Annotated in this window: 17 protein-coding genes; 4 read left to right on the top strand and 13 right to left on the bottom strand. The window is 73.5% G+C overall.

What is annotated here, in order from left to right; all coding sequences use genetic code 11:
* Positions 1 to 32: 32 nt before the first annotated feature.
* The 6 genes from IEJ02_RS43255 to IEJ02_RS43230 all read right to left on the bottom strand — a co-directional run bounded on the left by IEJ02_RS43255 (position 33) and on the right by IEJ02_RS43230 (position 6761).
* Positions 33 to 1070 (bottom strand): LacI family DNA-binding transcriptional regulator, encoded by a 1038-nt coding sequence (locus IEJ02_RS43255; protein WP_191069797.1) that lies wholly within the window; start codon positions 1068 to 1070, stop codon positions 33 to 35.
* Positions 1067 to 1798 carry an HAD family hydrolase gene (locus IEJ02_RS43250; RefSeq protein WP_275562582.1) on the bottom strand — a complete coding sequence of 244 codons (732 nt, stop codon included), beginning with the start codon at positions 1796 to 1798 and terminating at the stop codon, positions 1067 to 1069. Before IEJ02_RS43250 ends, IEJ02_RS43255 begins: the two co-directional genes overlap by 4 nt.
* 94 nt (positions 1799 to 1892) lie before the next feature.
* Positions 1893 to 2942, bottom strand: a complete 1050-nt coding sequence (locus IEJ02_RS43245; protein WP_191069796.1) for a Zn-dependent alcohol dehydrogenase — start codon at positions 2940 to 2942, stop codon at positions 1893 to 1895.
* 21 nt (positions 2943 to 2963) lie between these two features.
* Positions 2964 to 4430 (bottom strand): aldehyde dehydrogenase family protein, encoded by a 1467-nt coding sequence (locus tag IEJ02_RS43240; protein WP_191069795.1) that lies wholly within the window; start codon positions 4428 to 4430, stop codon positions 2964 to 2966.
* Positions 4427 to 5791, bottom strand: coding sequence for an acyl-CoA dehydrogenase family protein (locus IEJ02_RS43235; RefSeq protein WP_191069794.1), 1365 nt, complete (start codon positions 5789 to 5791; stop codon positions 4427 to 4429). The genes IEJ02_RS43240 and IEJ02_RS43235 overlap by 4 nt, the downstream gene beginning before the upstream one ends.
* A 58-nt stretch (positions 5792 to 5849) precedes the next feature.
* The gene (locus IEJ02_RS43230) at positions 5850 to 6761 is read right to left on the bottom strand and encodes an SDR family oxidoreductase (protein WP_191069793.1); all 912 of its coding nucleotides are present in this window, start codon (positions 6759 to 6761) and stop codon (positions 5850 to 5852) included.
* 110 nt (positions 6762 to 6871) lie between these two features.
* On the opposite strand from IEJ02_RS43230, the gene IEJ02_RS43225 reads away from it, so the two are divergent.
* Complete coding sequence (locus tag IEJ02_RS43225) at positions 6872 to 7798, top strand: cyclase family protein (protein WP_191069792.1); 927 nt, start codon at positions 6872 to 6874, stop codon at positions 7796 to 7798.
* 272 nt (positions 7799 to 8070) lie between these two features.
* Here the strand turns inward: IEJ02_RS43225 and IEJ02_RS43220 are convergent, their stop codons facing one another.
* The 3 genes from IEJ02_RS43220 to IEJ02_RS43210 form a co-directional block, all read right to left on the bottom strand.
* Positions 8071 to 8622 (bottom strand): ATP-binding protein, encoded by a 552-nt coding sequence (locus IEJ02_RS43220; RefSeq protein ID WP_191069791.1) that lies wholly within the window; start codon positions 8620 to 8622, stop codon positions 8071 to 8073.
* Positions 8623 to 9093: 471 nt separating this feature from the next.
* Complete coding sequence (locus tag IEJ02_RS43215) at positions 9094 to 10230, bottom strand: acyl-CoA dehydrogenase family protein (protein WP_191069790.1); 1137 nt, start codon at positions 10228 to 10230, stop codon at positions 9094 to 9096.
* A 7-nt stretch (positions 10231 to 10237) separates the two neighbouring features.
* Positions 10238 to 11401, bottom strand: a complete 1164-nt coding sequence (locus IEJ02_RS43210) for an acyl-CoA dehydrogenase family protein (RefSeq protein ID WP_191069789.1) — start codon at positions 11399 to 11401, stop codon at positions 10238 to 10240.
* A gap of 147 nt (positions 11402 to 11548) precedes the next feature.
* Here IEJ02_RS43210 and IEJ02_RS43205 point away from each other — a divergent pair, with 147 nt between their 5' ends.
* Complete coding sequence (locus tag IEJ02_RS43205; RefSeq protein ID WP_191069788.1) at positions 11549 to 13096, top strand: AMP-binding protein; 1548 nt, start codon at positions 11549 to 11551, stop codon at positions 13094 to 13096.
* 67 nt (positions 13097 to 13163) lie between these two features.
* Here the strand turns inward: IEJ02_RS43205 and IEJ02_RS43200 are convergent, their stop codons facing one another.
* Together IEJ02_RS43200 and IEJ02_RS43195 are read right to left on the bottom strand one after the other, a co-directional pair.
* A complete protein-coding gene (locus tag IEJ02_RS43200) occupies positions 13164 to 16244 on the bottom strand; it encodes a serine/threonine kinase C-terminal domain-containing protein (RefSeq protein WP_191069787.1) in 3081 nt (1026 codons plus the stop codon).
* 157 nt (positions 16245 to 16401) lie between these two features.
* Complete coding sequence (locus tag IEJ02_RS43195; protein WP_191069786.1) at positions 16402 to 18405, bottom strand: serine/threonine-protein kinase; 2004 nt, start codon at positions 18403 to 18405, stop codon at positions 16402 to 16404.
* A gap of 200 nt (positions 18406 to 18605) precedes the next feature.
* On the opposite strand from IEJ02_RS43195, the gene IEJ02_RS43190 reads away from it, so the two are divergent.
* Positions 18606 to 19802 (top strand): serine hydrolase domain-containing protein, encoded by a 1197-nt coding sequence (locus IEJ02_RS43190; RefSeq protein WP_191069785.1) that lies wholly within the window; start codon positions 18606 to 18608, stop codon positions 19800 to 19802.
* A 16-nt stretch (positions 19803 to 19818) separates the two neighbouring features.
* On the opposite strand, the gene IEJ02_RS43185 is transcribed toward IEJ02_RS43190, so the two are convergent.
* Complete coding sequence (locus IEJ02_RS43185; RefSeq protein WP_191069784.1) at positions 19819 to 21525, bottom strand: glycerol-3-phosphate dehydrogenase/oxidase; 1707 nt, start codon at positions 21523 to 21525, stop codon at positions 19819 to 19821.
* A gap of 206 nt (positions 21526 to 21731) precedes the next feature.
* On the opposite strand from IEJ02_RS43185, the gene IEJ02_RS43180 reads away from it, so the two are divergent.
* Complete coding sequence (locus IEJ02_RS43180; protein WP_191069783.1) at positions 21732 to 23003, top strand: nucleotide sugar dehydrogenase; 1272 nt, start codon at positions 21732 to 21734, stop codon at positions 23001 to 23003.
* Positions 23004 to 23141: 138 nt separating this feature from the next.
* Here the strand turns inward: IEJ02_RS43180 and IEJ02_RS43175 are convergent.
* On the bottom strand, positions 23142 to 25303 hold a 2162-nt coding region (locus IEJ02_RS43175), incomplete at its 5' end, for a DUF6049 family protein (RefSeq protein WP_191069782.1).

Genomic DNA, 25303 nt, shown 5'->3' with positions numbered 1-25303 from the left:
AGCGGCGCGGTTCCGGCGGGCGGGCCCCGGATTCAGCGCCGCGCGGGATGGGGCGGGGGTGGGGCGGTGGTGGTTCCGGCCACCAGCGCCCCGCGCAGGGGGATGTGGCGGGTGGGCATGGAGCGGTCCTCGCGCAGCTCCAGCAGCAGGTCGATGGCGCGTCGGCCGACCTCGTCCAACGGCTGGCGCAGCGTGGTCAGCCCGAGGAGCGGGGTGGTGAGCGGCCCGATGCCGTCGAAGCCGGTGACCGACATGTCGTCGGGCACCCGCACTCCGGCTCGACGGAGCCGTTCCAGGACGCTGACCATGGCGTCGTCCTGGGGGCACATGATCGCTGTGATCTCGCGGTCCGCGAGCAGTGCGGGCACCGCGTCGGCGGGGGCTTCCCGGCCGTCGGCCAGTTCGGTGACGACCGTGTCGACACCGCGTTCCCGCAGGCCGTTCACCATCGCGGCGGTACGGGCGTACTGCGTGAAGGACAGCGTCTCCGGCACCAGCAGCACGGCCACCCGGCGGTGCCCGAGGGACACCAGGTGGTCCACGAGCTGCTCCGCGCCGTCCTCCTCGTCGCAGTAGACGCTGTTGATCGCCGGATGCGGCTCCGGCCGCCCGGCGACGACCGTCGGCACCCGTTCGACGAAGGGGGCGATGTCCCGGGCCGGAAGCAGACCGCTGCACACCACCAGACCCTCGACCCTCAGGGAGAGGAGCGTCTGCAGGGCACGGCGCTCCTCGGCGAGGGCGAAGTCCCGTACGCCGGTGGCGGTGACGACCCTGTAGCCGCCTTCGATGGCGCGCCCCTGGAGGGCCGCGTGGAGTTGCCCGTAGAAGGGGCGGACGGCGTCGCGGACGAGCACCCCCAGGGTGTGCGTCCGCTGCGCGACCAGCCCCTGCGCCATGGCGTTCTTGACGTAGCCGAGCCGCTGGGCGGCGTCGAGGATGCGCGAGCGGGCCTCCTCGCTGATGCGTCCCTGTCCCAGCAGGGCCCGGGAGACCGCGGACTTCGACACCCCCGCTTCCCGCGCTATGTCGATGATCGTGGGCGCCCTATTGGCCTTTTCCTCCGTCACCGGCTACCAGTACCACAGCTCATGGAGCCGTCCGGGGTCGGCCCGTGGGGCAGCAGGCCTCGGTCGGCGAGGACGGCGCGGGCGGCCGTGGCCCCGGTCCACAGATGGGCGTCCCAGCCGTACTCCCTGGCCGCGTCGACGTTCTTACGGCGGTCATCGAAGAAGAGGACACGCTCCGGCGGTGTGCCGAGAAGCTCGGTCATCCGCTGGTAGACGGCGAGGTCGGGCTTGGCGAGGCCGTGGTCCGCCGAGAACATCAGCCGGTCGAAGTGCGCGGACCAGTCGCTGCGCTCGGCGGTCCGGGCCAGCGCATGGGGGGCGTTCGACAGCAGCGCGAGACGGGTGCCCTGCCGCTTCAGGTCCGCCACCAGGGCGTGGGAGGGCCCGTCGAGCCGTGTCCAGATCTCGACTTCGGCGCTCACGAGCGCGTCGACCGTGCCGGGGCGCAGCGGGGCGCCGAGCGCGCCGGCCACGGCCGACCAGTAGGCGGTGTCGGAGCTGCCGAGGTCGTAGGCGTCGCGATGCGCCCAGTACGCCTGGGCGAACGCCGCTTCCTCGACGCCGAGCAGCGCGGCCAGCCGCTCCTCCAGACCGGACAGACCGCGCGGCCGCGTCAGCACCTCGCCGAGGTCGAAGACCACGGTGGGAGGGGTGTCCATATCGGCTGCCGTCTCGGCTGTCACATCGGCTGTCACATCGGCTGCGCCATCCAGGCGGGAACGTTCCACCAGGGCAACGTAACCGGCGAGGCCCACGAGCGGGGCAACGGCGACGGGAAGGCAGGGTGAACAGCCCTCGTCGCCAGACGCACCGGACGCCCGTTCAGAACGTGAGCACGGCGCGCGCCACCCGGCCGTGGTGGGCGTCGTCGGCGGCCTTGGCGAAGTCCTCCAACGGGTAAGTCCTGCTCACGAGTTCGTCCAGCAGCAGCCGCCCCTGCCGGTAGAGGTCGGCGTACAGCGCGATGTCGGCCTGTGGCCGTGAGGAGCCGTAGCGGCAGCCCAGGATGGACTTGTCCAGATACATGGAGGAGACGCGGAAGGCCGCCTCGGCGTCGGCGGGCGGCACCCCGAGCAGCACCGCCTGGCCGTGCCGGTCGAGCAGATCGACGGCCTGGCGGATGAGCCGGGTGGAGCCGACGCATTCGAAGGCGTGGTCCGCGCCGGTCGGCAGGATCTCCCGTACGGCGTCGGCGGAGGGGACGAAGTGGGTCGCGCCGAACCGGCGGGCCATCGGCTCCTTGGCGGGGTTGGAGTCCACGGCGACGATGGGCGACGCCCCGGCGATCCGGGCCCCCTGCAGCACATTGAGACCGATGCCGCCGCTGCCGATGACGACGACCGACTCACCGCGGTCCACCTTGGCGCGGTTGAGCACGGCGCCGACGCCGGTGAGGACGGCACAGCCGATGAGGGCGGCGGGGACGAGCGGAATGTCCTCGGGGATCGGCACCACCTGGACGGCGGTGACGAGGGTGCGCTCGGCGAAGGCGGAGTTCGAGGCGAAGTTGTACAGCCGCTCGTCACCGCGGCGGAACGGCCGGGTCGGCCGGCCGATCGCCGCGCGGCACATGGTGGGGCGGCCCCGGGCGCAGTCGGCGCAGGTCCCGCAGTTGGCGAGGGTGGAGAGCGCCACATGATCACCGGGCGCGACATGGGTGACGCCCGGCCCGACCTGCTCGACCACGCCCGCGCCCTCGTGGCCGAGGACCACGGGGAGGGGGAAGGGGATGGTGCCGTCGACGACCGACAGATCGCTGTGGCACAGCCCGGCGGCGGCGATGCGCACCAGCACCTCGCCGGGGCCGGGGTCGCGCACCGCCAAGTCCCCGACCACGCGCGGCGCGGTGCCGTCGAAGATGACGCCCCTCATCCTCATCACCCTTCCGGTGCCTCAGGCGACCCAGACCAGCGACTGGAGTTCGCTGTACGCGTGCAGGCCGAACGAGCCGCCGTCGCGGCCGACTCCGCTTTCCTTGAAGCCGCCGAACGGTGTCTCGGGGTGGCGCTGGGCGGTGTTGATGCCGACGTTTCCGCTGCGCAGACGGGCGGCCAGGGCCCAGGCGCGGCCCGCGTCGGCGCTGAAGACGTAGTCGTAGAGGCCGTAGGGGGTGGCGTCGGCGATCCGCACCGCCTCGTCCTCGTCGTCGAAGGGCAGAGCCACGACGACCGGGCCGAACAGCTCCTCGCGCGCGACGGTCATCGCGGGGTCGGCGTCGGCGATGAGGGTGGGGGCCACGTAGAAGCCGGGCTTGAGCGCGGGGCGTTCGCCGCCCACGACGATCCGGGCGCCCTGCTCACGGGCGCCGGAGACATACGCCTCGACGCGATCGCGCTGCGCGGCGGAGATCAACGGACCGACGACCGTGGAGTTATCCACAGGGTCCCCGATCTTCAGTGACTCTGCGTAGTGTGTGAGTGCGGCGATGACCTTCTCGTACAGCGATCGATGGACGAGCACACGGGTCGGCGCCGTGCAGATCTGCCCGCTGTGAAAGGAGAAGGTCGAACCGACCGCCCCGACCGCCGACGCGATCACTCGCTCGTCGGCGTCCCCCAGGACGATGGCCGCGCCCTTGCCCCCGAGTTCCATCAGGGTGCGTTTCATCGACCGCCCCGCGGATTCGGCGATCTTCTTCCCCACGGCGGTGGATCCGGTGAAGCTGACCATGTCGACACCGGGGTGCGCGACCAGCGCCTCGCCGGCGGCCGCGCGCGAGCCGGTGACGACATTGAAGGCACCGTCCGGGAGCCCGGCCTCCTTCAGCAGGGGGCCGAGTTCGAGACAGCACAGCGGATCTTGCGGCGCGGGTTTGGCCACGACCGTATTGCCCATGGCCAGGGCCGGGGCCACCTTGCCCGCGAGATTCGTGAGAGGGAAGTTGTAGGAGGTGATGCAGCAGACGACACCCAGGGGACGGCGGACCGCTGCCGCCCCGATCAGCCCGCCGGGCGCCAGCGGGGTGGCGGCCACGGGCAGCGGGGCCAGCGGCACGGTGTCCGGTTCGAGGGCGCCGCGCGCATAGCGGCGGAAGCGGTCGATCGCCGGGGGCACCTGGAGGGACGAGGTGACGCGCAGCGTCGCCCCGGTCTCCGCCTGGACGAGGGGCACCAGGTCCGGGGCGTGCTCGGCGAGCAGATCGGCGGCCCGGTCGAGTACGGCGGCGCGCTCCTTCGGGGCGGTGCGCGACCAGCCGTCGTACGCGGCCCGGGCGGCCCGGACCGCGGCGTCCACATCGGCCGGGTCGGCCTCGGGGGCATGGCCGACGGTTTCCTCGGTGGCGGGGTTGATGACGGGGTAGTGCCCGTTCCCGGGAGCCCGCCACGAGCCGCCGATCCAGTGCGCGTAGGTCTTCGTCATCGGCGTGATTCCTTGGGGAGGTGAAGTACGCGCTCGGCGATGATGGTGCGCTGGATCTCGTCCGAGCCGCCGTAGATGGTGTCGGCGCGGGAGAAGAGGAAGAGACGCTGGAAGGCGTCGAGTTCGTACGGCCGGCCGGCGGTCCAGCGCGCCGGGCCGAGTGCGGCCGCGGCGCCTCTCACCTGCACGGCCAGCTCGCCGAGCCGCTGATGCCAGCCGCCCCACAGCAGCTTGGCGACGCTGGGCGCGCCGGGGTCCTGCGGGCCGGAGTACTGGGGGCCGGGGGCGGGTGAGCCCGGGTCGGGTGAGCCGGTGGCCCGGGGGTCCGCGTTCCTCGGAGGGAGGTCATGGGGGGCGGCCTTCCGCGGGGCGGGGTCCCGGGCCGGCCGGGCGGAGTTCGGGGCGGGGCTCTGTGCGCTGCCCAGGGTGCGCAGGGCGTTCCAGCGCATGGCCTTGAGCTCGGCCCACTGCCGTATCAGCCGGTCGCGCAGGACGGGCTCCTCCGCCGCGCCGGTCTCCAGCGCCAGCCGCACCACCCGGCTCAGCTCCTGGGCGAAGCCGATCTGCTGGACCAGGGTGGAGACCCCGCGCTCCACCGCCAGCAGGCTCATGGCCACGCGCCAGCCGTGGCCCGCGCCGCCGACGAGGTGTTCGGAGCGGGCCACGGCCCCGTCGAAGAACACCTCGTTGAACTCAGCGGTCCCGGTCAGCTGCCGGATCGGCCGCACCTCGATCCGTCCCGGCTGGTCCATGGGCACCAGCAGAAAGGAGAGTCCATGATGGCGCTGTGAGCCCTCCTCGGTGCGCGCCAGCACAAAGCACCAGTCGGCCTCATGGGCGAGGGAGGTCCAGATCTTCTGCCCGGTGATGCGATAGGTGCGCTCGCCCGGGTCGCGGACGGCGCGGGTCCGCAGCCCGGCGAGGTCCGAACCGGCGTCGGGTTCGCTGTAGCCCTGGCACCACACCTCCTCGCCTCGGGCGATGGGCGGCAGGAAGCGGGTGCGCTGGGCGGAGTCGCCATGGGCGAGCAGGGTGGGCCCGAGGAGGTTCTCGCCGATATGGCCCAGCCGGCCGGGCGCCCCGGCGCGGGCGTACTCCTCGGCCCAGACGACCTGTTGGGTCAGCGTCGCGGCGCGGTTGCCGTACGCCCCGTCCGTACGGTCCCAGCCCAGGCCGATCCAGCCCCCCGTGCCGAGTTCACGTTCCCAGGCGCGGCGGACCGCCATGTCGCCGTGCCCCTCACCGGGGTGGCCGCCGGTCTGCTGCTTGAGGGCGGCGAACGGGCCGGTGAAGTGCTCGGCCAGCCAGTCGCGCGCCTCGGCACGGAACCGCTCGTCCTCCGGCCCGAAAGCGAAGTCCACAGCCTCTCCCCTCGTCGGCCCTGGTGGGTGTTCCCGGCACGCCTCGCCCTTGCCGGGGTCAGGCGTTGGGGCGCCGGCCGTCGGCGGCGGCCTGGGCCATGGCCTCCAGCTGGGCCAGCATCGGCATGGGGTCGGTGCCGACCGTGCCCGGGAGGAAGTCGGCGATCTTCTCCGGGGTCCAGGCGCCCTCGGCGTATCCCGCGCGCAGTTCGCGGGGCTGGGCCCAGACCGCGATCTTGGGGCCCGCGATCGTATAGACCTGCCCGGTGATCCGCTCCGCGCGGGCGCGTTCGCTCAGCAGATAGACGACCAGGGCCGCCACGTCCTCCGGCTCGCCGATCTCCTTGAGCTCCATCGGCACGTTGGCGGACATCCGGGTGCGGGCGACCGGGGCGACACAGTTCGCCGTGACGCCGTACTTGTGCAGCCCCAGCGCTGCGCTGCGCACCAGGGAGATGATCCCGCCCTTGGCGGAGGCGTAGTTGGCCTGGGCGACGCTGCCCTGGTGGTTGCCGCTGGTGAAACCGATCAGGGTGCCGGAGCGCTGGCGGCGCATCACCGCCGACGCCGCCCGGAAGACCGTGAAGGTGCCCTTGAGATGGGTGGCGACGACCGGGTCCCACTCTTCCTCGGACATGTTGAAGAGCATCCGCTCGCGCAGGATCCCGGCGACGCAGACGACCCCGTCCAGCCGTCCGTACCGCTCCAGCGCGGTGTCCACGATCCGCTGGCCACCGGCCATGGTCGAGACGTCGTCGGCGACCGCGACCGCCTCGCCGCCCGCCGCCGCGATCTCCTTGACCACGGCCTCGGCGACCTCGCTGCTCGGTTCGCCGCCCTCGATCGAGACTCCGTAGTCGTTGACGACGACCTGTGCCCCCTCGGCCGCGCAGGCGAGGGCCACCGCACGTCCGATACCGCGTCCGGCCCCGGTGACGGCGACCACCTTGCCGTCCAAGAAGTTGCCCACGTCGCATCCCCTCCCGGAGTTTCTGACGGTCCGTTAGATTTTTGAGCAGACGCGGCCCGAGTACAAGCCCCCGCGCACAAACGTCGACCGGGAACACCGAAGGAGACGCCATGTCGCTGCCAGCCGAGTTCCACGAGATCGCCAAGCGGGTCAACAACTGGGGTCGCTGGGGGACGGCGGACGAGATCGGCACGCTCAACCTGATCACCGATGCCGTGGTCCGGGACGCCGCCGCGACGATACGGACCGGCCGTCGCATACCGCTCGCGGTACCGCTGCGGCAGGACGGCATCCAGACCGGAATGATCCCCGGGCGGGTCAACCCGCTGCATACGATGATCGCGGTCAACTTCGAGATGTTCGGCCCGGGCACGGTGGCGACCAGCGACGACGCCGTGACGATGGGGCTCCAGGCCGGTACCCACTGGGACGGGCTGACCCATGTCTCGCACTCCGGCAGGATCTACAACGGCCGCCCCGCCGACTCCATCACCACTCATGACCGCGCCGCCTTCAGCGGTATCGACAAGGCGGGGCCCCTCGTCTCGCGCGGGGTGCTCCTCGATGTGGCCCGGGCCCGGGGCACCGAGCGGCTGCCCGAGGGGCATGTGGTCACCCCCGAAGACCTCGACGCCGCCGAGGAGCTGGCCGGGACGAGGGTGCGCTCCGGCGATATCGCGCTCGTCCGCACCGGGCAGATCCAGCGCTATCTGGCGGGCGAGAAGGAGGCGTACGCCTTCCCCTCACCGGGGCTGTCCCTGCGCACGCCCGAGTGGTTCCACGCCCGGGATGTGGCGGCGGTCGCCAATGACACGCTGACCTTCGAGGCCTTCCCACCCGAGATCGAGGACCTCTGGATGCCGGTCCACGCCCTCGACCTGGTCGAGATGGGCATGCTCCAGGGCCAGAACTGGAATCTGGAGGAGCTCTCCGAGACCTGCGCCGAGGAGGGGCGCTACGCCTTTCTGCTGTCGGCCCCGCCGGAGCCGTTCGTCGGCGGCACGGGCGCGCCCGTGGCACCCGTCGCGATCCTCTGACGGCTTGACGCCGCCGAGGCCTTGACCTCTCCGATACCCATGGAAGGGACGGCGGGCCGCTCTCTTTCGGGTGGCGGTGCGCTCATGCGCGCCCCGAGCACGGCACCGCGCACCGCCACCCGGCTCCCGACGCTGAGCCCTGTTTCAGCAGCGGGGGCGCGACCCGCACTCGCCAAGGAACGTCCCCGTGAACACACGGTCCACAAAGACACCACAGCCCTCGGCGTCCCCTCGCGACGAATCGCTGATCCTAGAGTGATCAACCGAACACGTCACGTCAACACCTGGTCTGGACTTTGTCTGATTCGCCCTATGTGTGACGGCGCATGAGAGGCCGCTCGCTTCTTGGAGAGCTGCTCCTCGCCCTTCGCGCGGTCGATTTCACACCAGATCCGCTTCCCGGAGCCCTCCGGCTGCCAGCCCCAGCGGTCGGCGAGACCGTCGACCAGCTCCAGACCGCGCCCATGAGTGTCCTCCTCATCGGCGCAGCGCTGGCGCGGAGCACGGTCACTGGCGTCGGCGACCTCGACCCGGACCGTGCCCGCACCGGCATCCCGGCTCGTGAACGGCCCCGGCACCCCACCCCCGGCACCGCTCCCGCCGCTCACCCCCTGGGCGGGGAAGAGCATCCGCAGCACGGCCGGACAGCCGGTGTGCACCACGGCGTTGGTGACGAGTTCGGAAATGAGCAGAATCAACGTCTCAGCGACTGGCTCATCGGCTCCGATACCGGACCCGACAAGCCGCGAACGCGCCCACCGACGGGCACGACTCACCTCCGCCGGGTCGGGCCTGACCTCCATCTGCGCCTGAAGCACCTGCACCGCTCACACCATCCGAACCGGCAGACACATCGCCTTGTACCTCCAAGAGGTCACGGACCGTGACACTCCCCCAGCTACCGCTGGGAGGTACCCCCGTGCGCGACAGCATGGTTGACGTACAGTCACCCCAACAAGCGCTTCGGTCATATTCCAGCGCCAAGGAGTATGCGTGGGGCATACTGTGCGACACGCGTCCTGAGGACTCGAACATCGAGGTTGGGGCGTCGCGCACCCCGGGCGAGCGGGGCACGTCGTCATGCCCGGAATCGCCCCATGGGCAACGCCGGGCCTCTCGCACCCCATAAGCGCTCGCACCCCACGGAGAGTACCCGAGCCCGGGCCCGACTCCACCCTGTGACGAGTCACGCCTAGGAAACAACCTGGTATCAACGCTCGGTCACCTCGGAAGCCCTGGGGATCTTCCCAGAGAATGCGACATCCCAACAATTCAGGCGTATCCATCGAGCCCGGCTACAAACATGTTTCAACGGTCGACACGAGCCCGGCCGCCAGTTCCTCCTCCGCCGCCGCCACGGACTGCCACTGACCTGCCCGCACCCAGGCCCGCTTGAGATGGAGATGGACGTCCGCCTCCCAGGTGAAGCCCATCCCGCCGTGGACTTGCAGACAATCGCGGGCATTGTGGACGGCGGCCTCATCGGCGAGCAGTTTGGCGGCCGCGATGTCACCCGGGTCTTCTGTGACCGCCGCGGCATACACCACACTTCTGGCTGATTCGGCACGAACCAGCATCTGGGCGCACAGATGCTGTACGGCCTGGAAGGCGCCGATCGGTCGGCCGAACTGGGTGCGGTGCTTGGCATGGTCCACCGCGAGCTCGACCGTACGGGAGGCGCTGCCCAGCTGTTGGGCCGCGGTCAGCAGCGCCGCCTCGCGGCGCAGCCGGGCGGCGAGCCCCGAACGCCCCGGCCCCGCCTGGTCCGTCCGGTCGGGCTGGCCCGTCCGGTCGGGCTGGCCCGCCTGGTCAAGCCGGGTTCGGCTCGGGGTTGGCCGGTGCAGTGGGGTGGCCGGGTCGACGGAGCGCATCGGCTCCGCCGAACGCGCCGCCTGCTCCGCCGGAATCACCGCGACCGCCGTCGGCCCCAGCACCAGCACCGCCTCGGCGGACGCCAGATGCTCGACCGGCGCACCGCCCTCCTCCAGCGCCGTCACCACCGTCTCGCCCTGGGCCGCACCCGCCGCCAAAGACCCCGCAGGCCCCCTCCCGAACGACCCCGCCGCCCACAGCCCCGCCGCCAGCTCCGTCGCGACCAGCGGTCCCGGCAACAGCGCCCGGCCCGCCTCCTCGAAGGCCAGCACCGCCTCCGGCAGCCCCAGCCCCACCCCGCCCGCCGACTCCGGCACCCGCAGCGCGAAGAGGCCGGCCGCGCCCAGCTCCCGCCACAGCGCCCGGTCCAGCTCCCCGCCCCGCGCCGCCGCCCCGTCGCCCCCCTCCGCCGCCCCGTCGCCCCCCTCCGCCATCCCGTCGCCCCGCGCCGCGTCCCCGTCCACCACCGCCCGCAGCCGGGCCCGCGGAAAGCGCCGTTCCAGGAGTTCGCGCATGCCCGTCCGCAGCGCCCGCTGGTCGTCCGTGAGCTGGAAGTCCACGCCCCGCTCACCGTCCCTTCGGCAGGCCGAGGATCCGCTCGGCCACGATGTTCCGCTGGATCTGCGAGGTCCCCGCCGCGATGGTGTACGAGAGCGAGGAGAGCCGGTCGGCGACCCACTCCTGACCGGCGTCCAGCGCGTCCGGCCCCAGCACCTCGGCGGCCGCGTCGTACAGCTCCTGCCGCACCTGCGAGAAGCGCAGTTTGAAGACCGAGCCGCCAACGCCCGGCACCCCGCCGGTGCGCTGCGCCTCGCTCACGTTCCACTGGGTGAGCCGCCACAGCGCCGCGCACTCCGCCGCGAGCCGCCCCAACCGGCGCCGCAGCACCGCGTCGTCCCAGCGCCCGTTGGCCCGCGCCGTCCGGGCCAGCGCCTCCAGTACCCGCCTACAGGCGACCACCTCGCCCACGAAGGCCGTACCGCGCTCGAAGGAGAGGGTCACCATGGTCACCCGCCAGCCGTCGTTCTCCTCCCCGACCCGGTGGCTGACCGGCACCCGCACCTCGTCCAGGAACACCTCGGCGAACTCCGCCGTCCCGGCCAGGGTTCGCAGCGGCCGCACCGTCACCCCCGGCGCGTCCATCGGCATCGCGAGCCAGGTGATGCCCCGGTGCTTCGGCGTGTCGGCGTTTACCGGCGCGGTGCGCACCAATAGTTCGCACCAGTCGGCGATCTCGGCGTGCGAGGTCCAGATCTTGCTGCCGCTGATGACGTACGCATCGCCGTCCCGTACCGCCCGGGTGCGCAGCGACGCCAGGTCGGAGCCGGCGTCCGGTTCGGAGAACCCCTGGCACCAGACCTCGTCCCCGCGCAGGATCGGCGGCAGCCAGCGCGCCCGCTGCTCGGGGGTGCCCTCGGCGGCGATGGTGGGGCCCGCGTGCAGCAGTCCGACGAACCCCGCGCCCACATAGGGCGCACCGGCCCGCTCGGTCTCCTCCAGGAAGATCAGATGCTGGGTGGGCGTCGCGCCCCGGCCGCCCGCGTCCGTCGGCCAGTGCAGCCCGGCGTAGCCCGCGTCGTGGAGCATGCGCTGCCAGCCGCAGTCGTAGGCGCGGCGGCCGGGCCAGTCGGCCGGGTGCGGGCGGTCCGGCAGCTTGGGCAGGACGTCGGCGAGCCAGGCGCGCAACCGGTGCCGGAAGTCCTCCTCGTCCTCCGTGTAGGTGAGATCCATCAGCGGCCGACCTCCCTTTCTGATGGCCCGTCAGGCAAGGCGGGCTTCCGCAGGCTAGCCCGCGCCCCCTGGACCGACAAGGCGCGCGCCCTTACGCTTCCAGCACTATCTGATGGATCGTCAGCTACCGTCCCACGGGAGGCCGGGATGACCGACATCGCGCATGAGCTCGGCACATCGGCGACGCTGTGGGAACTGCTCGAGCGGCGCGCCGCGCTCACCCCCGACGCCCCCGCCCTGCTCCAGGCCACCGCCTCCGCCCGCCACGACCGGCGGCTGACCTTCGGCGCCCTGCGTACCCGCGCGGAGCGGACCGCCGCCGGGCTGTACCAGCTGGGGATACGCCCGGGCAGCCGGGTCGCCTGGCAGCTGCCCACCCGGATCGAGACGGTCGTGCTGACCATGGCGCTCGCCCGCCTCGGCGCCATGCAGACCCCGCTCATCCCCTACTACCGCGACCGCGAGGTGCGGTTCGCGCTCCGCGAGTCCGGGGCGCGGTTCTTCGCCGTGCCCGGCCGGTGGCGCGGCTTCGACCACACGGCGATGGCGCGCCGCCTGGCCGCCGAACTGCCGGAGCCGCCGATGGTCTTCGAGGCGTACGACACGCTGCCGGTGGCCGACCCCAAGGCGGTGCGGCTGCCGCCACCGCCCACCGACGGGCGGGCCGTCCGCTGGATCTACTGGACCTCGGGCACCACCTCCGACCCCAAGGGCGTGCTGCACACCGACCGCAGCCTCATCGCCGCCGGTGCCTGCCTCGCCCACGCGCTGCGGCTCGGCCCGGACGACGTCGGGTCCATGGCCTTCCCGTACGCCCATGTCGCGGGGCCCGACTACACCGTGATGCTGCTGCTCTACGGCTTCCCCGCCGTGCTGCTCGAGCACTTCTCGCTGCCGGAGTCGCTGCCCGCCTACCGGCGGCACGGAGTGACGGTCGCGGGCGGCAGCACGGCCTTCTACTCGATGTTCCTGGCCGAGCAGCGCAAGAATCCCTCGCGCCGGCTCATCCCCACCCTGCGGCTGCTCGCGGGCGGCGGCGCGCCCAAACCGCCCGAGCTCTACTACGAGGTCGTACGGGAGCTGGGCTGCACCCTCACCCACGGCTACGGGATGACAGAAGTCCCCATGATCACCATGGGATCGCCGGACGACACGGACGAGAACCTGGCCACCACCGAGGGCCGGCCGCCCCGGGAGATGGAGATCCGGGTGGTGGACGGTCAGGTGCGGCTGCGCGGCGAGGCGGTCTGCGCCGGATATCTGGACGAGGCCGAGACCCGTAAGGCGTTCGACGCGGACGGCTTCTTCCTTACCGGCGATCTCGGCCACCTTACGGAGAGCGGCCATCTGGTGCTGACCGGCCGCGTCAAGGACATCATCATCCGTAAGGGCGAGAACATCTCGGCCAAGGAGATCGAGCAGCTGCTGTACCAGCACCCGGACGTGGGCGATGTGGCGGTGATCGGCCTGCCCGACCCGGACCGGGGCGAGCTGGTCTGCGCCGTCGTGGAGCAGCCGGCCGGGACGGCGGCGCTGACGCTGGGCCAGGTCGTGTCGTATCTGCGGGAGGCCGGGCTGTCGGTGCACAAGCTGCCGGAGCGGCTCGAGGTGGTGGACGCCCTGCCCCGCAATGAGACGCTGCGGAAGGTGCTGAAGTACCGGCTGCGGGAGCGGTTCGCGGAGGGAACCCCTTAGCGGAGGGAACCCCTTAGCCGAGGGGCCCCCAGCGGAGGGAGCCCCAGCGGAGGGAGCCGCCTGGGGCCTAGCCGGTGGTGGTGCTGTACGTGGCCGTGGCCTGCTCGAAGTACTGGTTGACCGCCCGGCGCTCATCGGCCGGGCCGATGACCAGGACCACGTGGTAGCGGCCGTCGATCAGCATCGCGAGGTTGCGCGCGTACACATTGCGCCCGCTGCTGTCGCGCCAGGTGAACGCGCCCTCCGCCATAGCCGTACGGCCGACGTCGATCCGCCGCAGCCCGGAGGACGAGGCCCAGGAGGAGCCGCGGAAGGCGGACAGTTCGGCCTCGCGGTCCTGCTGGTACGCCATCGGGTCGCCGCCGAACTCGGACATCTTGTCCCGCCCGGCCACGACCACCAGCTCGAAGTCGCCGCCGAGGTAGCGGATCTGGCCGCGGCCGTTCTCGCCCCGGCGGGTCCAGCCCTCGTGAACGGCGACCTTGAAGCCCTTGGGGTCCTTACGGACCGCGAAGCCCTTCGCCAGCCCGGCCGGGTCGGTGGACTGCGGCTCCTGGTCGCCGGGGTCGGCGGGCTTTCCGGCCTCCCCCTCGTCGCCGTCGCCCTTGACGCCGTCGCCGCCCGCGGGGGCGCTCGGTGCCGCGCTCGGCGCACCGGCCGAGCCCGTACGCCCCTGGCCGCCGTCGTCCTTGGAGCGCGGCATGAACATCATCGCGTAGAGCACCGCGGCCGCCAGCCCCAGGAGGATCAGGAGCAGCAGCATCCGCCCCAGTCTGCGCGGCTTGCGCTCGGTGGGTGCCGGGGGAGCCTGCCGGGTCTCCCGGGGCTCTCTCCGCTCCCGCTTCTCGCGCTTGTCCCGCCGGTGCCGCGCGTGGCCCACCGGCGCGTCGGCCGCCGCGGCGGGGCGGCGACCCCGGCCCCTGCGCACCAGCCAGCCCCGCCTGCGGACGATCGGCAGCCGCCGGGGGTCGGAGGCGCCGCCCGAGCCGAGCGAGGGCACCGTGACCGTGCTGATGCCGACGTCCGGCTCGGGCGCCGACCGGATCAGGGACCGCAGCCAGCCGCGCAGCTCCTCGAAGTCCGGGCGCTCGGTGGGGTCCTGGCGCATCAGCGACTCGACGACGGGGCGCAGCGGACCGCACTCCTCCGCGTACGCGGGTGCCTCCGCGCAGACCATCTGCACCAGCTCGGCGGCGCTCTCCTCCGGGTACGGGGCATGGCCCTGCACCGCGCGGAACAGCAGCACGCCGAGCGCCCACAGATCGGCGGCGGGGCCGACCGGGGGCGCCAGCCGCCAGTTCTCATGGACCGGGCCCGCCTGCTCGGGCGCCCATCGCTCGGTGACGGCACCGACCACGACGATACGGGCCTGGCGGGCGCGTTCGGCGGCGAGCGCGGTGGCGGGGCCGCCGCCGGTGGCTCCGCCGGAGTCCCAGGAGCCGCCTCCGGGGGCGGACGGGCCTTGGGGGACGGACGGGCCTTCGGAGGCGGACGGGGCTTCCGAGGCGGTCGGCTGGGCGTTCTCCGCCCCCTCCGGCTGACCGGGCCAGCGAGCGCCGCCGGTCACCGGCTCCGGGGCGGGCTCGGGTGCGGGTGCGGGCTCGGGGGCGTGCGGGGAGTGGGGGGCCGCGTCGACGTTGGCCCGTGCGGCGGCCCGCGCGCCCGCCGCGTAGGCGGCGATGGCGCTGGCCCGTGCCGCCCGCGCGGCCGCGTTCGGCGCATCGGCGCCGACGCCGCCCCGTTCGCCCTCCCGGTCCCCCGGCTGTTCCGGCTGTCCCGGCCGGCCCACCCGCCGCGGCCCGGGCAGCCCACCGGCGGCCGCCTGGTCCCGGTATGGCGCCATGGGCCCACCGGCCCCCGGGCCGAACGTCACCTGATCCCGATACACCGGGCCGCCGGGCCGTGGCCTCGCCGGACCACCGGCGCCCGCACCCGCCGGACCACCCGCGCCCGGACCCGGACCCGGACCCGCGCCCGCCGCACCACCCGGGCCCGCCGGGCCACCTGCGCCGGGCCTCGCCGAACCGCCCGCGCCGGACCCCGCAGAGCCACCCGCGCCCGGCCCCGAACTCGCCTCCAGCGCCCCGTGGTCGCCATAAGGCGACCGTGGCTCGGGGAGACTCGGCGATGTGCCCTGGCCGCCGTGTTCCCGGCCGTCGGCCTCGGGCCAGACCGCGCCCGCCCGTTCGTCGGGCCAGGCCGCGCCCGCGGATTCGTCGGGTCGTGCCGCGCCCGCCGGTTCATGGCCACCGTAAGGGCGGCCCGGCGGCGGGAAGCCGCCCGCGGCGCCCTGGTCGTGGTAGCGCGGGCCGCCGTGCGGCCGTGCCTCGCCGCCCTCGGCCGTACGGGCTCCGGGGATGGCGGCGCGCTCCGCGTCCCCTCGCTCGGCCAGGTCCCCGGCGGCCGGGTCCCCGGCGGCCCGGTCCGGGTGGTCGCCGGAACCCGCCGGGCCCGGCGGCAGGGAGGCCGGGGCGTCAGCCGACGGTCCTTCCTCAGCAGCGGACACGGCGTCCGGCGACGGCGAGGACGCGGGCGCCGGAACGGGGTCGTAGCCGCACAGCGCCTCCTCCGCCGCGCCCGCCGCCAGCCCCGTGAGCATCGCGCGCCCGTCGTCGCACAACAGCACCGTACGGGCGGTGATGTTGCGGTGCACCCAGCCGTGGGCGTGCAGGGCTCGCAGCGCCGTAAGGATGTCGTTGGCGACCTCGGCGGCGCGGTGCGGGGAGAGCGTGCCCTCGGCGAGCAGCGCGGCCAGCGGGCGGCCGGAGACCAGTTCGCTGACGATCCACAGGCTTCCGGCCTCCGCGAAGACATGGAAGACCTGGCCGAGCCGGGGATGGTCGGGGATCTGCGCGGCGGATGTCGCCGCCGCGATGGCGCGCCGGACGGCCGGGTCACCGCCGCCCCGTGCCGTACGCCCGGCACCGGCGGACGTGCCGTTCCGCCCGGACGGCCCACCGCCGCCCCACCGCGCGTCGTCACCCACGACTTCCGCGTCGACGACCTCCGGCAGCGGTATCTGCCGCAGATGGACTTCCTGCCCGCTGTAGGTGTCGAAGGCGCGGGTCTCGATCAGTTCGTACTCGTCGGCGGGGGGCAGGGGCAGGCGATAGCGGTCGGCCAGCACCCGGCCCGCGTACTCCTCCACGACGCCTCCCCAAGCGCGCGACCAACGCCGCCCTCATCAGCGATCAGCGCAGCGCAAAACCCTTCAAATATGGTCGTTTTGGCGGGTTCCTGCGGCTGCGCACAGTCTAGGGCCTCTCACGATACGTGCCCGAACGACGCTTCGCCGACAGGAGTGTTCAGTCCGTAATCTTGAAGGTGTCGAAGGCGGTCTGGCGGAGGGTGGTGCACTCCTTGTCGTCCCACTTGCTCGCCTCGCAGGTGATCAGTATGGCGAAGCCATGGCTGCCGTCCGCCTTGAAGCCGCGGTTGATGACGTGGACCCGCTTGCCGTCCCGATCGAGTCGCTCGAACTCCCAGTCCGCGACGGTCGGATAGCCGCGCCAGTCGACCGACTTGATGCCGAGACCCTTGTAGCCGGACATGGTGCGCCGGGCGTTCTCCTCGCTCTTGCGCCAGTCCGCCTCCGCGTCGGACTTCGGCGCGTTGGTGAAGTCGATCTGAATACGCGGAATGCTGGAGCCGCCGTAGTACTTACGGCTTCCGGAATAGCTCCCGGGGTGGACCGACCAGCCCTCCGGCATGGCCATGCTGAACGGGAAGTCGGAGCTCTTGACGGTCTTGTAGCCGCCGGGCAGGCCGCCCTTACCGCCGCCGCCCTTGCCCTTACCGCTGTTGTCGTCGCTTCCGCCGCCGCCCTTGCCCGAGTTGTCGTCCGACTCCTTGGAGGACTCCGGCTGACCGCTCCGCTTGCCGCCGGACGTCTCCGTCTTCGGCGACTCGCCCGCCGACTGGCCGGTCTTGTCGGTGCCCTTGCCCTGGTCCTCCTTGGAGCCGCCCGAGGCCCCGGCGGAGGCGGACTTGTCGCCGCCGGAGGAGCCCTTGGCGTTGTCGCCGCCGTCCCCACCGTCGTTCAGGACGACGGCGAGCACGGTGGCCACGATGGCGAGCACCACGACCGCCGCGATGATGATCAGCGTGCGCTTGGGGACCACGTCGGTGATCGAGGCGCGCGGCGGCAGGGGAGGCCGCGGGCCGGGCGCGGCCTCGGGCGTCGCGGCGTCCGACGCGGAGCCCGCGGCCCCGGAGCCCGCCGCACCGGACTTCGCACCGGACTTCACGCCCGACGCCGACGCCGACACCGCCCCCGACGCCGCCCCGCTCTCGTCCCCTGCCTTCTTCGCGGCCGCGGCGGCGGCCGCGTTGCGCACCGACTTCAGCGCGCCGCGCCTGCGCTCCGCGACGGCCGTCTCCTTGGCCTCGGCGTCTGCCTCGTCCTCCTTCGACGGGGCGGGCGGCAGGCTCATCGTGCGGGTCGCGTCGGCGGGGGCCTTGGTCACCTCGGGCCCGTTCACCACATGCTCCAGCAGCGCCCGCGCCCCGGCGTCGTCGAGCCGCCGGTCCGGGTCCTTGGTGAGCAGGCCGTAGATGACCTCCTCCAGCGGGCCCGCGTTCTTCGGCGGCTCCACCGGCTCGGTCATCACGGCCGTCAGGGTCGCTATGGCCGTGCTCTTGTCGTACGGCGGCACGCCCTCCACCGCCGCGTACAGCAGCCCGCCCAGCGACCACAGGTCGGCCGGCGGGCCGGGCTTGTGGCCGCGGGCCCGCTCCGGGGAGATGTAGGAGGGCGCGCCGACGAGCATGCCGGTCGAGGTCACCGACGGGTCGCCCTCGACCTGGGCGATGCCGAAGTCGGTGAGGACGACCCGGCCGTCGTCCGAGATCAGCACGTTGGAGGGCTTCACATCGCGGTGCAGGATGCCCGCCTGGTGGGCGGCGCGCAGCACATCGAGGACGGCGAGCCCGACCTCGGCGGCGCGCTTGGGGGTCAGCGGGCCGTCGTCGCGGACGACGTCGGCGAGGGAGCGGCCCTCGATGAGCTCCATGACGATCCACGGGCGGTCGTCCTCGTCGACCACGTCGTAGACGGTGACGGCGCCGTTGCTGCGGATCCGGGCGATCGCCTTCGCCTCGCGCAGCGTACGGGTGATGAGCCGTCTCTTCTCGTCCTCCTCCACGCTGGACGGGAAGCGCAGCTCCTTGACCGCGACCGTACGGCCGAGGGTCTGGTCACTCGCACGCCAGACCGTGCCCATGCCGCCCTGACCGAGGATCTCCCCGAGCCGGTACCGCCCGGCGAGGAGGCGCCCAGTCGAACCCTGCGTCTTCTCAGCCTCCGACATGCGACCCCTCTGTAAATCTACCCACCCTGAACCCACCCTGGGAGAGCGTCCATTGTCTCTCATCCGCGGACCCGGAACCGCCTCGGGTCCGGGGCGCGGCGTGGCGGCCACCGCGGTACCTGCGACCATCTGGGAGTACGCAGGAAACGGAGGTCCGTGTCATGCCCATCTCCGCCATACGATGGCACAGGCGGAGCCGTATGCCGACCGCCGTGGCGCTCACCACCGCCCTCGCGCTCGTCCTGTCCGGCTGCGGCGCGGCGGCCACGCAACCGGGCCGGGACGCGGCGGCCACGCAACCGGGCCGGGACGCGGCCCCGCGGGCAGGCGCGAGCGCGAGCCCGGGCGCCGAGGGCGGCCGTGACGGCGTCCTGCGCGCCGCCGTACGGCGGTTGGCGGCCCAGGGCGACGCGCCGGGGGCCGCGGTGCTCATCCGCCGGGAGGGCGGCGGCACGCGGTACCTCGCCTCGGGGGTCGCGAACGTCAGCACCGGACGCCGGATCCACCGGAACGACCGCTTCCGGGCGGGCAGCCTGACCAAGACCGTCATCGCGGCGGTGACGCTGCGTCTTGCCGCCCAGGGGCGGCTCGGCCTCGGCGACACGGTGGAGGAACACCTCCCGGGGCTGGTGCGCGGCCACGGCAACGACGGCCGGGCCATCACGATCCGTCAGCTGCTGAACCAGACCAGCGGGCTGTTCGACTACACCGCCGACCCGGCGCTGGCGCGTCAGCTGTCCGCGGCGGCCGACCGCACCCGCACCCCCGCCTCCCTGGTGCGGACCGCCGTCGCGCACCGCCCGTACTCCGCACCCGGGGCCACCTGGCGCTACTCCAACACCAACTACGTGCTGCTGGGCATGGTCGTCCAGCGGGTCACCGGCCGCTCCTACGCGACCGAGGCCCGGCGCGACGTGCTCGCCCCCCTGCGTCTGCACGGCACCTCCTTCCCCGGCACCCGCACCACCCTCCCGGACCCGCACGGCCGCGCGTACACGCGGGACGGCGGGGCCGGGGACGGCGGCGCCCGGCGCGATGTCACCGACCTCAACCCCTCCTCGGCGGGGGCCGCGGGGGAGCTGATCTCCACGCTCGGCGATCTGACCCGCCTCCTCCCCGGGCTGCTGCGCGGCAAGGTCGTGCCCCGGGCCGAGCTGCGGCAGATGCGGAACACCTCCGCCTCCGACGGCCGGTACGGCATGGGGCTCTTCCCGGTGCCGCTGGCGTGCGGGGTGACGCTGTGGGGCCACAACGGCGAGATCAACGGCTCGTACGCGCTGGCCGTGACCACACCCGACGGCCGCCGCAGCCTCGCCTACCGGCTCAACAGCACCGCCGCCTCCGGTCTGACCGCCGAAACATCCCTGCTCGAGGCCGAGTTCTGTCCTCGCCGGTAAGACACGCGACCTCCTCCTACAGCGGGATGATGTCCGGCGCGCCCAGCCGGGCCGCGTCCGCCGTCAGGTCGTCCGGCTGACGCTGGGACTCGCGCTCCGCCTCCACCCGCTTCTCGTAGTGCTGGACCTCCCGGTCGAGCTGGTCCCCGGTCCAGCCCAGCACGGGCCCCATCAGCTCGGCCACCTCGCGGGCGCAGCGCGTACCGCGGTCGAAGGTCTCGATCGAGATGCGGGTGCGGCGGGTGAGGACGTCGTCCAGGTGGCGGGCCCCCTCGTGCGAGGCGGCGTAAGCGACCTCGGCGCGCAGATAGTCCTCCGCCCCGGCGAGCGGCTTCCCCAGGGACGCGTCGCCCGCGATCAGGTCCAGCACCTCCTGCGCCGCCGAGCCGTAGCGGTTGAGCAGATGCTCGATCCGCGCCGCGTGCAGCCCGTGCTGCCGGCCGATCCGCTCCCGGGCGTTCCACAGCGCCTTGTAGCCGACGGCCCCGACCAGCGGGATCTCCTCGGTGACGCAGGGCCCGACCCGGCGGTCGAGGCCGTGCACCGCCTCGTCCACGGCGTCCTTGGCCATCACCCGGTACGTGGTGTACTTGCCGCCCGCGACCACCACCAGGCCCGGCACCGGATGGGCGACCGTGTGCTCGCGGGAGAGCTTGCTGGTGGCGTCCGACTCCCCGGCCAGCAGCGGGCGCAGCCCGGCGTAGACGCCCTCCACGTCGTCGCGGGTCAGCGGCACCGCGAGAACTTCGTTGACGTGCTCCAGCAGATAGTCGATATCGGCGCTGGAGGCGGCCGGGTGGGCCTTGTCCAGGTCCCAGTCGGTGTCCGTGGTGCCGATGATCCAGTGCCTGCCCCAGGGGATCACGAACAGCACGCTCTTCTCGGTGCGCAGGATCAGCCCGGTCGTGGAGTGGATGCGATCCTTGGGGACCACCAGGTGGATGCCCTTGGAGGCCCGGACGTGGAACTGGCCGCGCTCGCCGATCAGCGCCTGGGTCTCGTCGGTCCACACCCCGGTGGCGTTGACCACCTGCCGGGCGCGGACCTCGAACTCGCCGCCCTGCTCCAGGTCGTGCACCCGGGCGCCGACCACGCGCTCGCCCTCCCGCAGGAAGCCGACCACCCGCGCGCGGTTGGCCACATGGGCGCCGTACTCCGCCGCCGTGCGCACGAGCGTGGTGACGTAGCGGGCGTCGTCCATCTGGGCGTCGTAGTACTGCAACGCCCCGACCAGCGCGTCCTTCTTGAGGCAGGGGGCCACGCGCAGCGCGCGCCCGCGGCTCAGATGGCGGTGGGCGGGCAGTCCGCGGCCGTGCCCGGAGGAGATCGACATGGTGTCGTAGAGCGCGACGCCCGAGCCCGCGTAGAACCGCTCCCAGACCCGGTGTCGCAGCGGGTACAGGAACGGCACGGGCTTGACCAGGTGCGGTGCGATCCGCTCCAGCAGCAGCCCGCGCTCCTTCAGCGCCTCGCGCACCAGTGCGAAGTCCAGCATCTCCAGATAGCGCAGCCCGCCGTGGATCAGCTTGCTGGACCGGCTGGAGGTCCCGGAGGCCCAGTCCCGCGACTCGACCAGACCGGTCTCCAGGCCCCGCGTCGCGGCGTCCAGCGCGGTGCCCGCGCCGACCACCCCGCCGCCCACGACCAGCACATCGAGCTCACGGTCCGCCATCCGGGCCAGCGCCTCGCCGCGCTCGGCCGGTCCCAGTGCCGGTGTTTTCACCGCTGCCTCCCGTTGTGATCGACGTCACGCCGCCCTGCCGATTTTCCTGGCTTTCTCCCCTCCGTGCCATGCCACTGCTCCGGCCGTCGCCGCGACACCGTGTCAACACCCCTCACCAATACTGAATACGAGTCATATTTCCGCTTAGTCTGTCTTTGGGGGGTTTGCGCCATCCGACATCGTCCCGGGAAGGACGACACGACGTCATGCCCGCAGATCTCGCCGTCATCGGACTCGGTCATCTCGGAATTCCTCTCGCCCGGGCGGCCACCGCCGCCGGCGTCCGCACCGTCGGCTACGACCCCGATCCGCGCGCGGCCCACGACCTCCGGGCCGGACGGCTGCCCGCCGGCTCGGGCGAGGGCCTGCTCTCCGCCGCCGAGCTGCGCCGGATGGCCTCCCAGGGCTTCCGGATCACCGCCGACCCCGCCGAGCTCGGCCGCGTCCGCACCGCTGTGATCTGCGCCCCGACCCCGCGCGGGGACGACCGCAGACTGGATCTGTCGGCGGTCGGCGAGGCGGCCCGTACGCTCGCGGCGCGGCTGCGCCCGCACACCACCGTTCTGCTGGAATCGACCGTGTACCCCGGCACCACCGAGGAATTCCTCCGTCCGCTTCTCGAGGAGGGATCCGGGCTGCGGGCCGGGCGCGACTTCCACCTCGCCTACTCCCCCTGCCGCCACGACCCGGGCAACCGCGCCCACGGCCCCGCCAACACCCCCAAGGTCATCGGCGGCCTCACCCCCGCCTGCACCGAGGCGGCCGCCGCCTTCTACGGGCGCTTCACCGAGAAGGTCGTCCGGGCCCGCGGCACCCGCGAGGCCGAGACCGTCAAGGTCCTGGAGACCAATTACCGGCACGTCAACATCGCCCTGGTCAACGAGATGGCGGTGTACTGCCATGACCTCGGCGTCGATGTGTGGGACGTGGTCCGCTGCGCCGAGACCAAGCCGTTCGGCTTCCAGTCCTTCCGTCCCGGCCCCGGCGTCGGCGGCCACGGCGTACCTGTCGACCACGGCCACATGGCCGACCCGCAGCGCGGCCTCGGCATCCCGCTGCGCATGGTGGAGCTCGCGCAGCAGGTCAACGGGCGGATGCCGGGCTACGTCACCCGCCGCTGCACGGCCCTGCTCAACGAGTACGGGAAGTCGGCGCGCGGCGCGCACGTCCTGCTGCTGGGCGTCGGCTACAAGGCCGACGTCGCCGACGCGGAGGGCTCGCCCGCGCGGGAGATCGCCTCCCGGCTGATCGAGCTGGGCGCCCGGCTCAGCTACCACGATCCGTACGTCACGCGCTGGCGGGTGCTGGGGCGCGAGGTGGAGCGCGCCGACTCGGTGTACGAGGCGGTGGCCGACGCCGACCTGACCGTCCTGCTCCAGCCGCACCGCACCTATGACCTCCAGGGGCTCTCGGTGAAGGCCCAGCTGCTGCTGGACACCCGGGGGGCGGGACCGGCGGGGGCGGCGCACCGGCTGTGAGGCCCGCGGGGCGCCGCCTCAGGCCCTCTCGTCAACGCTTCGCGCCCCTCCTCATCGCTTTCGCGGCCCGCCGTCACCGGGTCCGCACCCCGCTGTCATCGCTTCGCGCCCCGCCGTCATCAGGTCCGCGCCCCGCCGTCACCGGGTCCGCGTGCGCCGCAGCCGGAACGCGACCGCCAGCACGATCAGCGCCGTCCCGCCCAGCACGAAGATCACCGCTCCCGACGGCACCGCCCGCACATCCGCCGTGAACGTCATCGGCGCGCCCCAGGGCCTGCCGTCGGCCGTGGTGTAGAGCTGGGCGGTCAGCCGCACCGGCCCGTTCGCGTACGCCTTCACCCGGATCCGCACCGTACGGCTCACCGCCCGCGCCGCCTGGACCGGCATCGCACGGTCCCGGGCGGTCAGCCGCTCGGGGCGGCTGGAGAGGACCCGGAGCTCCACCCCGGTGAGGTCCTGCTGGAGGCCGTTGTCGACGGTGACCGGGATGGTCGCCGACCCTCCGGTCACCACCACCGTGGACTTCGGCACCAGCCGCACCGACGCGATCGAGGCGGTCAGATAGCGGGACACCCCCCGCTGGTACGAGGCCGCGCCCGCCGGGTCGGCGCGCCAGGCGGTCGCCACGGAGCGGGCCAGCGCGGCCCGTACGGACGCGGCGGTGGCCCGCGCGTCCGACAGCACCTTGGCCAGGGCACGCATCCGCAGCCGGTCCCGGACCACCGCGGCGAGCCGGGAGGGCGGCAGCTCGGGGGCGTGCCGCGCCAGCGGATAGCCGTCGAAGCCCCGCAGCCGCCCGGCCGTGGGCCTGCGCAGCGCGGCCGCGAACCCGGCCGGTTCCAGCCAGCCCGCCTTACGGCCCTCGGCCACCACCGTGAGCAGCACCCGGCCGACCGCGAGCGGCATCCGGCGCGGCGGCACCATGACCAGGTCGCGGCGGGCGTACGGCAGCTCCCGCGCGGCCGTAAGGGTCTCGGCGAGCAGCCGCTGGCGCAGGCGCAGCCGGGCGGGCGCGCCGGAGGCGCCCGCGGCCGGGTGGCTCGCGAAGAGCTGGGACGCGATCGCCGCGTCGTAGCGCAGCGCGGTCGTGCTGCCCTCGAGCGAGACGGCGCCGTCGTCGGTGGCCCCTTCGGAGACCAGCTCACCGGCGGAGGCCACCCCGGCGCCTGAGGCGAGCACCGTGTCCAGGCCGAGCCCCTTGGCGTACCGGGCGATCCCGTCGTCCAGCTCGCCGCCCGCGGGCCAGCCCACACCGCCGCGCGCGTGGACGCCCAGCGCCCGGTCCACCACGCTCCGGCCGGTGCGCGAGGCCCGGCGCAGCAGCCCGGCGAGCGGGGCGCCGCCGCCGCGCGCGAGCGAGGTCAGGTCCGGGTCCGCGTACGGCAGCGCGATCACCTCGCGGCCCCGGACCGCCGCGCGGAGCGCGGCCAGCCAGCCCGCCGCCGCCTCGCCGCCCTGCCCCTCGGCGGCGTGCCGCGGATCGGTGTCGCCCGGCGTACGGGCCACCCGGTAGCCGGCGGCCATGGCCCGCGCCTGGACGATCAGATCCGGGTCGAGCACCCAGGTGACCGGCTGTCCCTTGCCCATCTCCACCAGCCGCCGCAGCCGCCCGCCCGGCCCGAAGGCGGCGGTCAGCTGGTCGTCGCGGAAGACCGGCAGCACGCTGTCCTGGGTGCGCAGGGTCAGCGCCTCCATCCGCGGGGTGTCCAGGACCGGCCACAGCACGGTGGTGCGCAGCGGCTCCAGCCGGGTGGCGTCGGGATACGCGGACACATGGGTGCGGGTCAGCCCGAGCACGGTCCCGGCGGCCGCGCCGTCCGCGCGGACGACGTGCACGGTGAGCGCGTACGCCCCGGCGCCGTCCAGCTCCAGGTCGGGGACGGGCACGGTGAGCCGGAAGCCGCGCTCGGCGCCGGTCGGCAGCGGGGCGAGTCGGGCCGTGCGGTCGGCCACCTCGGGGCCGTCGGCCCGGGTCAGGGGCGTGCGCCGGGCCACGGTGGCGAGCTCGCCCCGGGTGTCGATCGCCCCGGCGGCCCCGATCCGCACCCCGATCCGCGCGGTCCCGACCCGCCGCCCCGAGGTATTGGTGACCCGCCCACTGATCCGCAGCTCACCGCCCTGACGGATCACGGCCGGGGCGAGGGAGGCCAGCTCGACGGATACGGGGTACCGGCGCGAGGGGGCACGCGGCGCCCCGCGAGCCCCCCGGCCGTCCGCCGGAACGGCGCCGTAAGCCCCACGGGCGCGCGGCGCGGCCGCGCCACGAGCCCCCCGGCCGTCCGCCGAGGCGGCGCGGTGAG

The organism is Streptomyces sp. 5-10 (assembly GCF_014712245.1).
GTDB lineage: Bacteria > Actinomycetota > Actinomycetes > Streptomycetales > Streptomycetaceae > Streptomyces > Streptomyces violaceusniger.
This window is presented reverse-complemented; position numbering and strand designations above follow the sequence as displayed.

Bases quoted from the DNA above. Each gene is read 5' to 3' on its own strand.
- IEJ02_RS43205 (WP_191069788.1), top strand. From the start codon at position 11,549: ATGACCGACATCGCGCATGAGCTCGGCACATCGGCGACGCTGTGGGAA.
- IEJ02_RS43190 (WP_191069785.1), top strand. From the start codon at position 18,606: ATGCCGACCGCCGTGGCGCTCACCACCGCCCTCGCGCTCGTCCTGTCC.
- IEJ02_RS43210 (WP_191069789.1), bottom strand. From the start codon at position 11,401: ATGGATCTCACCTACACGGAGGACGAGGAGGACTTCCGGCACCGGTTG.
- IEJ02_RS43225 (WP_191069792.1), top strand. From the start codon at position 6,872: ATGTCGCTGCCAGCCGAGTTCCACGAGATCGCCAAGCGGGTCAACAAC.
- IEJ02_RS43245 (WP_191069796.1), bottom strand. From the start codon at position 2,942: ATGAGGGGCGTCATCTTCGACGGCACCGCGCCGCGCGTGGTCGGGGAC.
- IEJ02_RS43195 (WP_191069786.1), bottom strand. From the start codon at position 18,405: ATGTCGGAGGCTGAGAAGACGCAGGGTTCGACTGGGCGCCTCCTCGCC.
- IEJ02_RS43180 (WP_191069783.1), top strand. From the start codon at position 21,732: ATGCCCGCAGATCTCGCCGTCATCGGACTCGGTCATCTCGGAATTCCT.
- IEJ02_RS43240 (WP_191069795.1), bottom strand. From the start codon at position 4,430: ATGACGAAGACCTACGCGCACTGGATCGGCGGCTCGTGGCGGGCTCCC.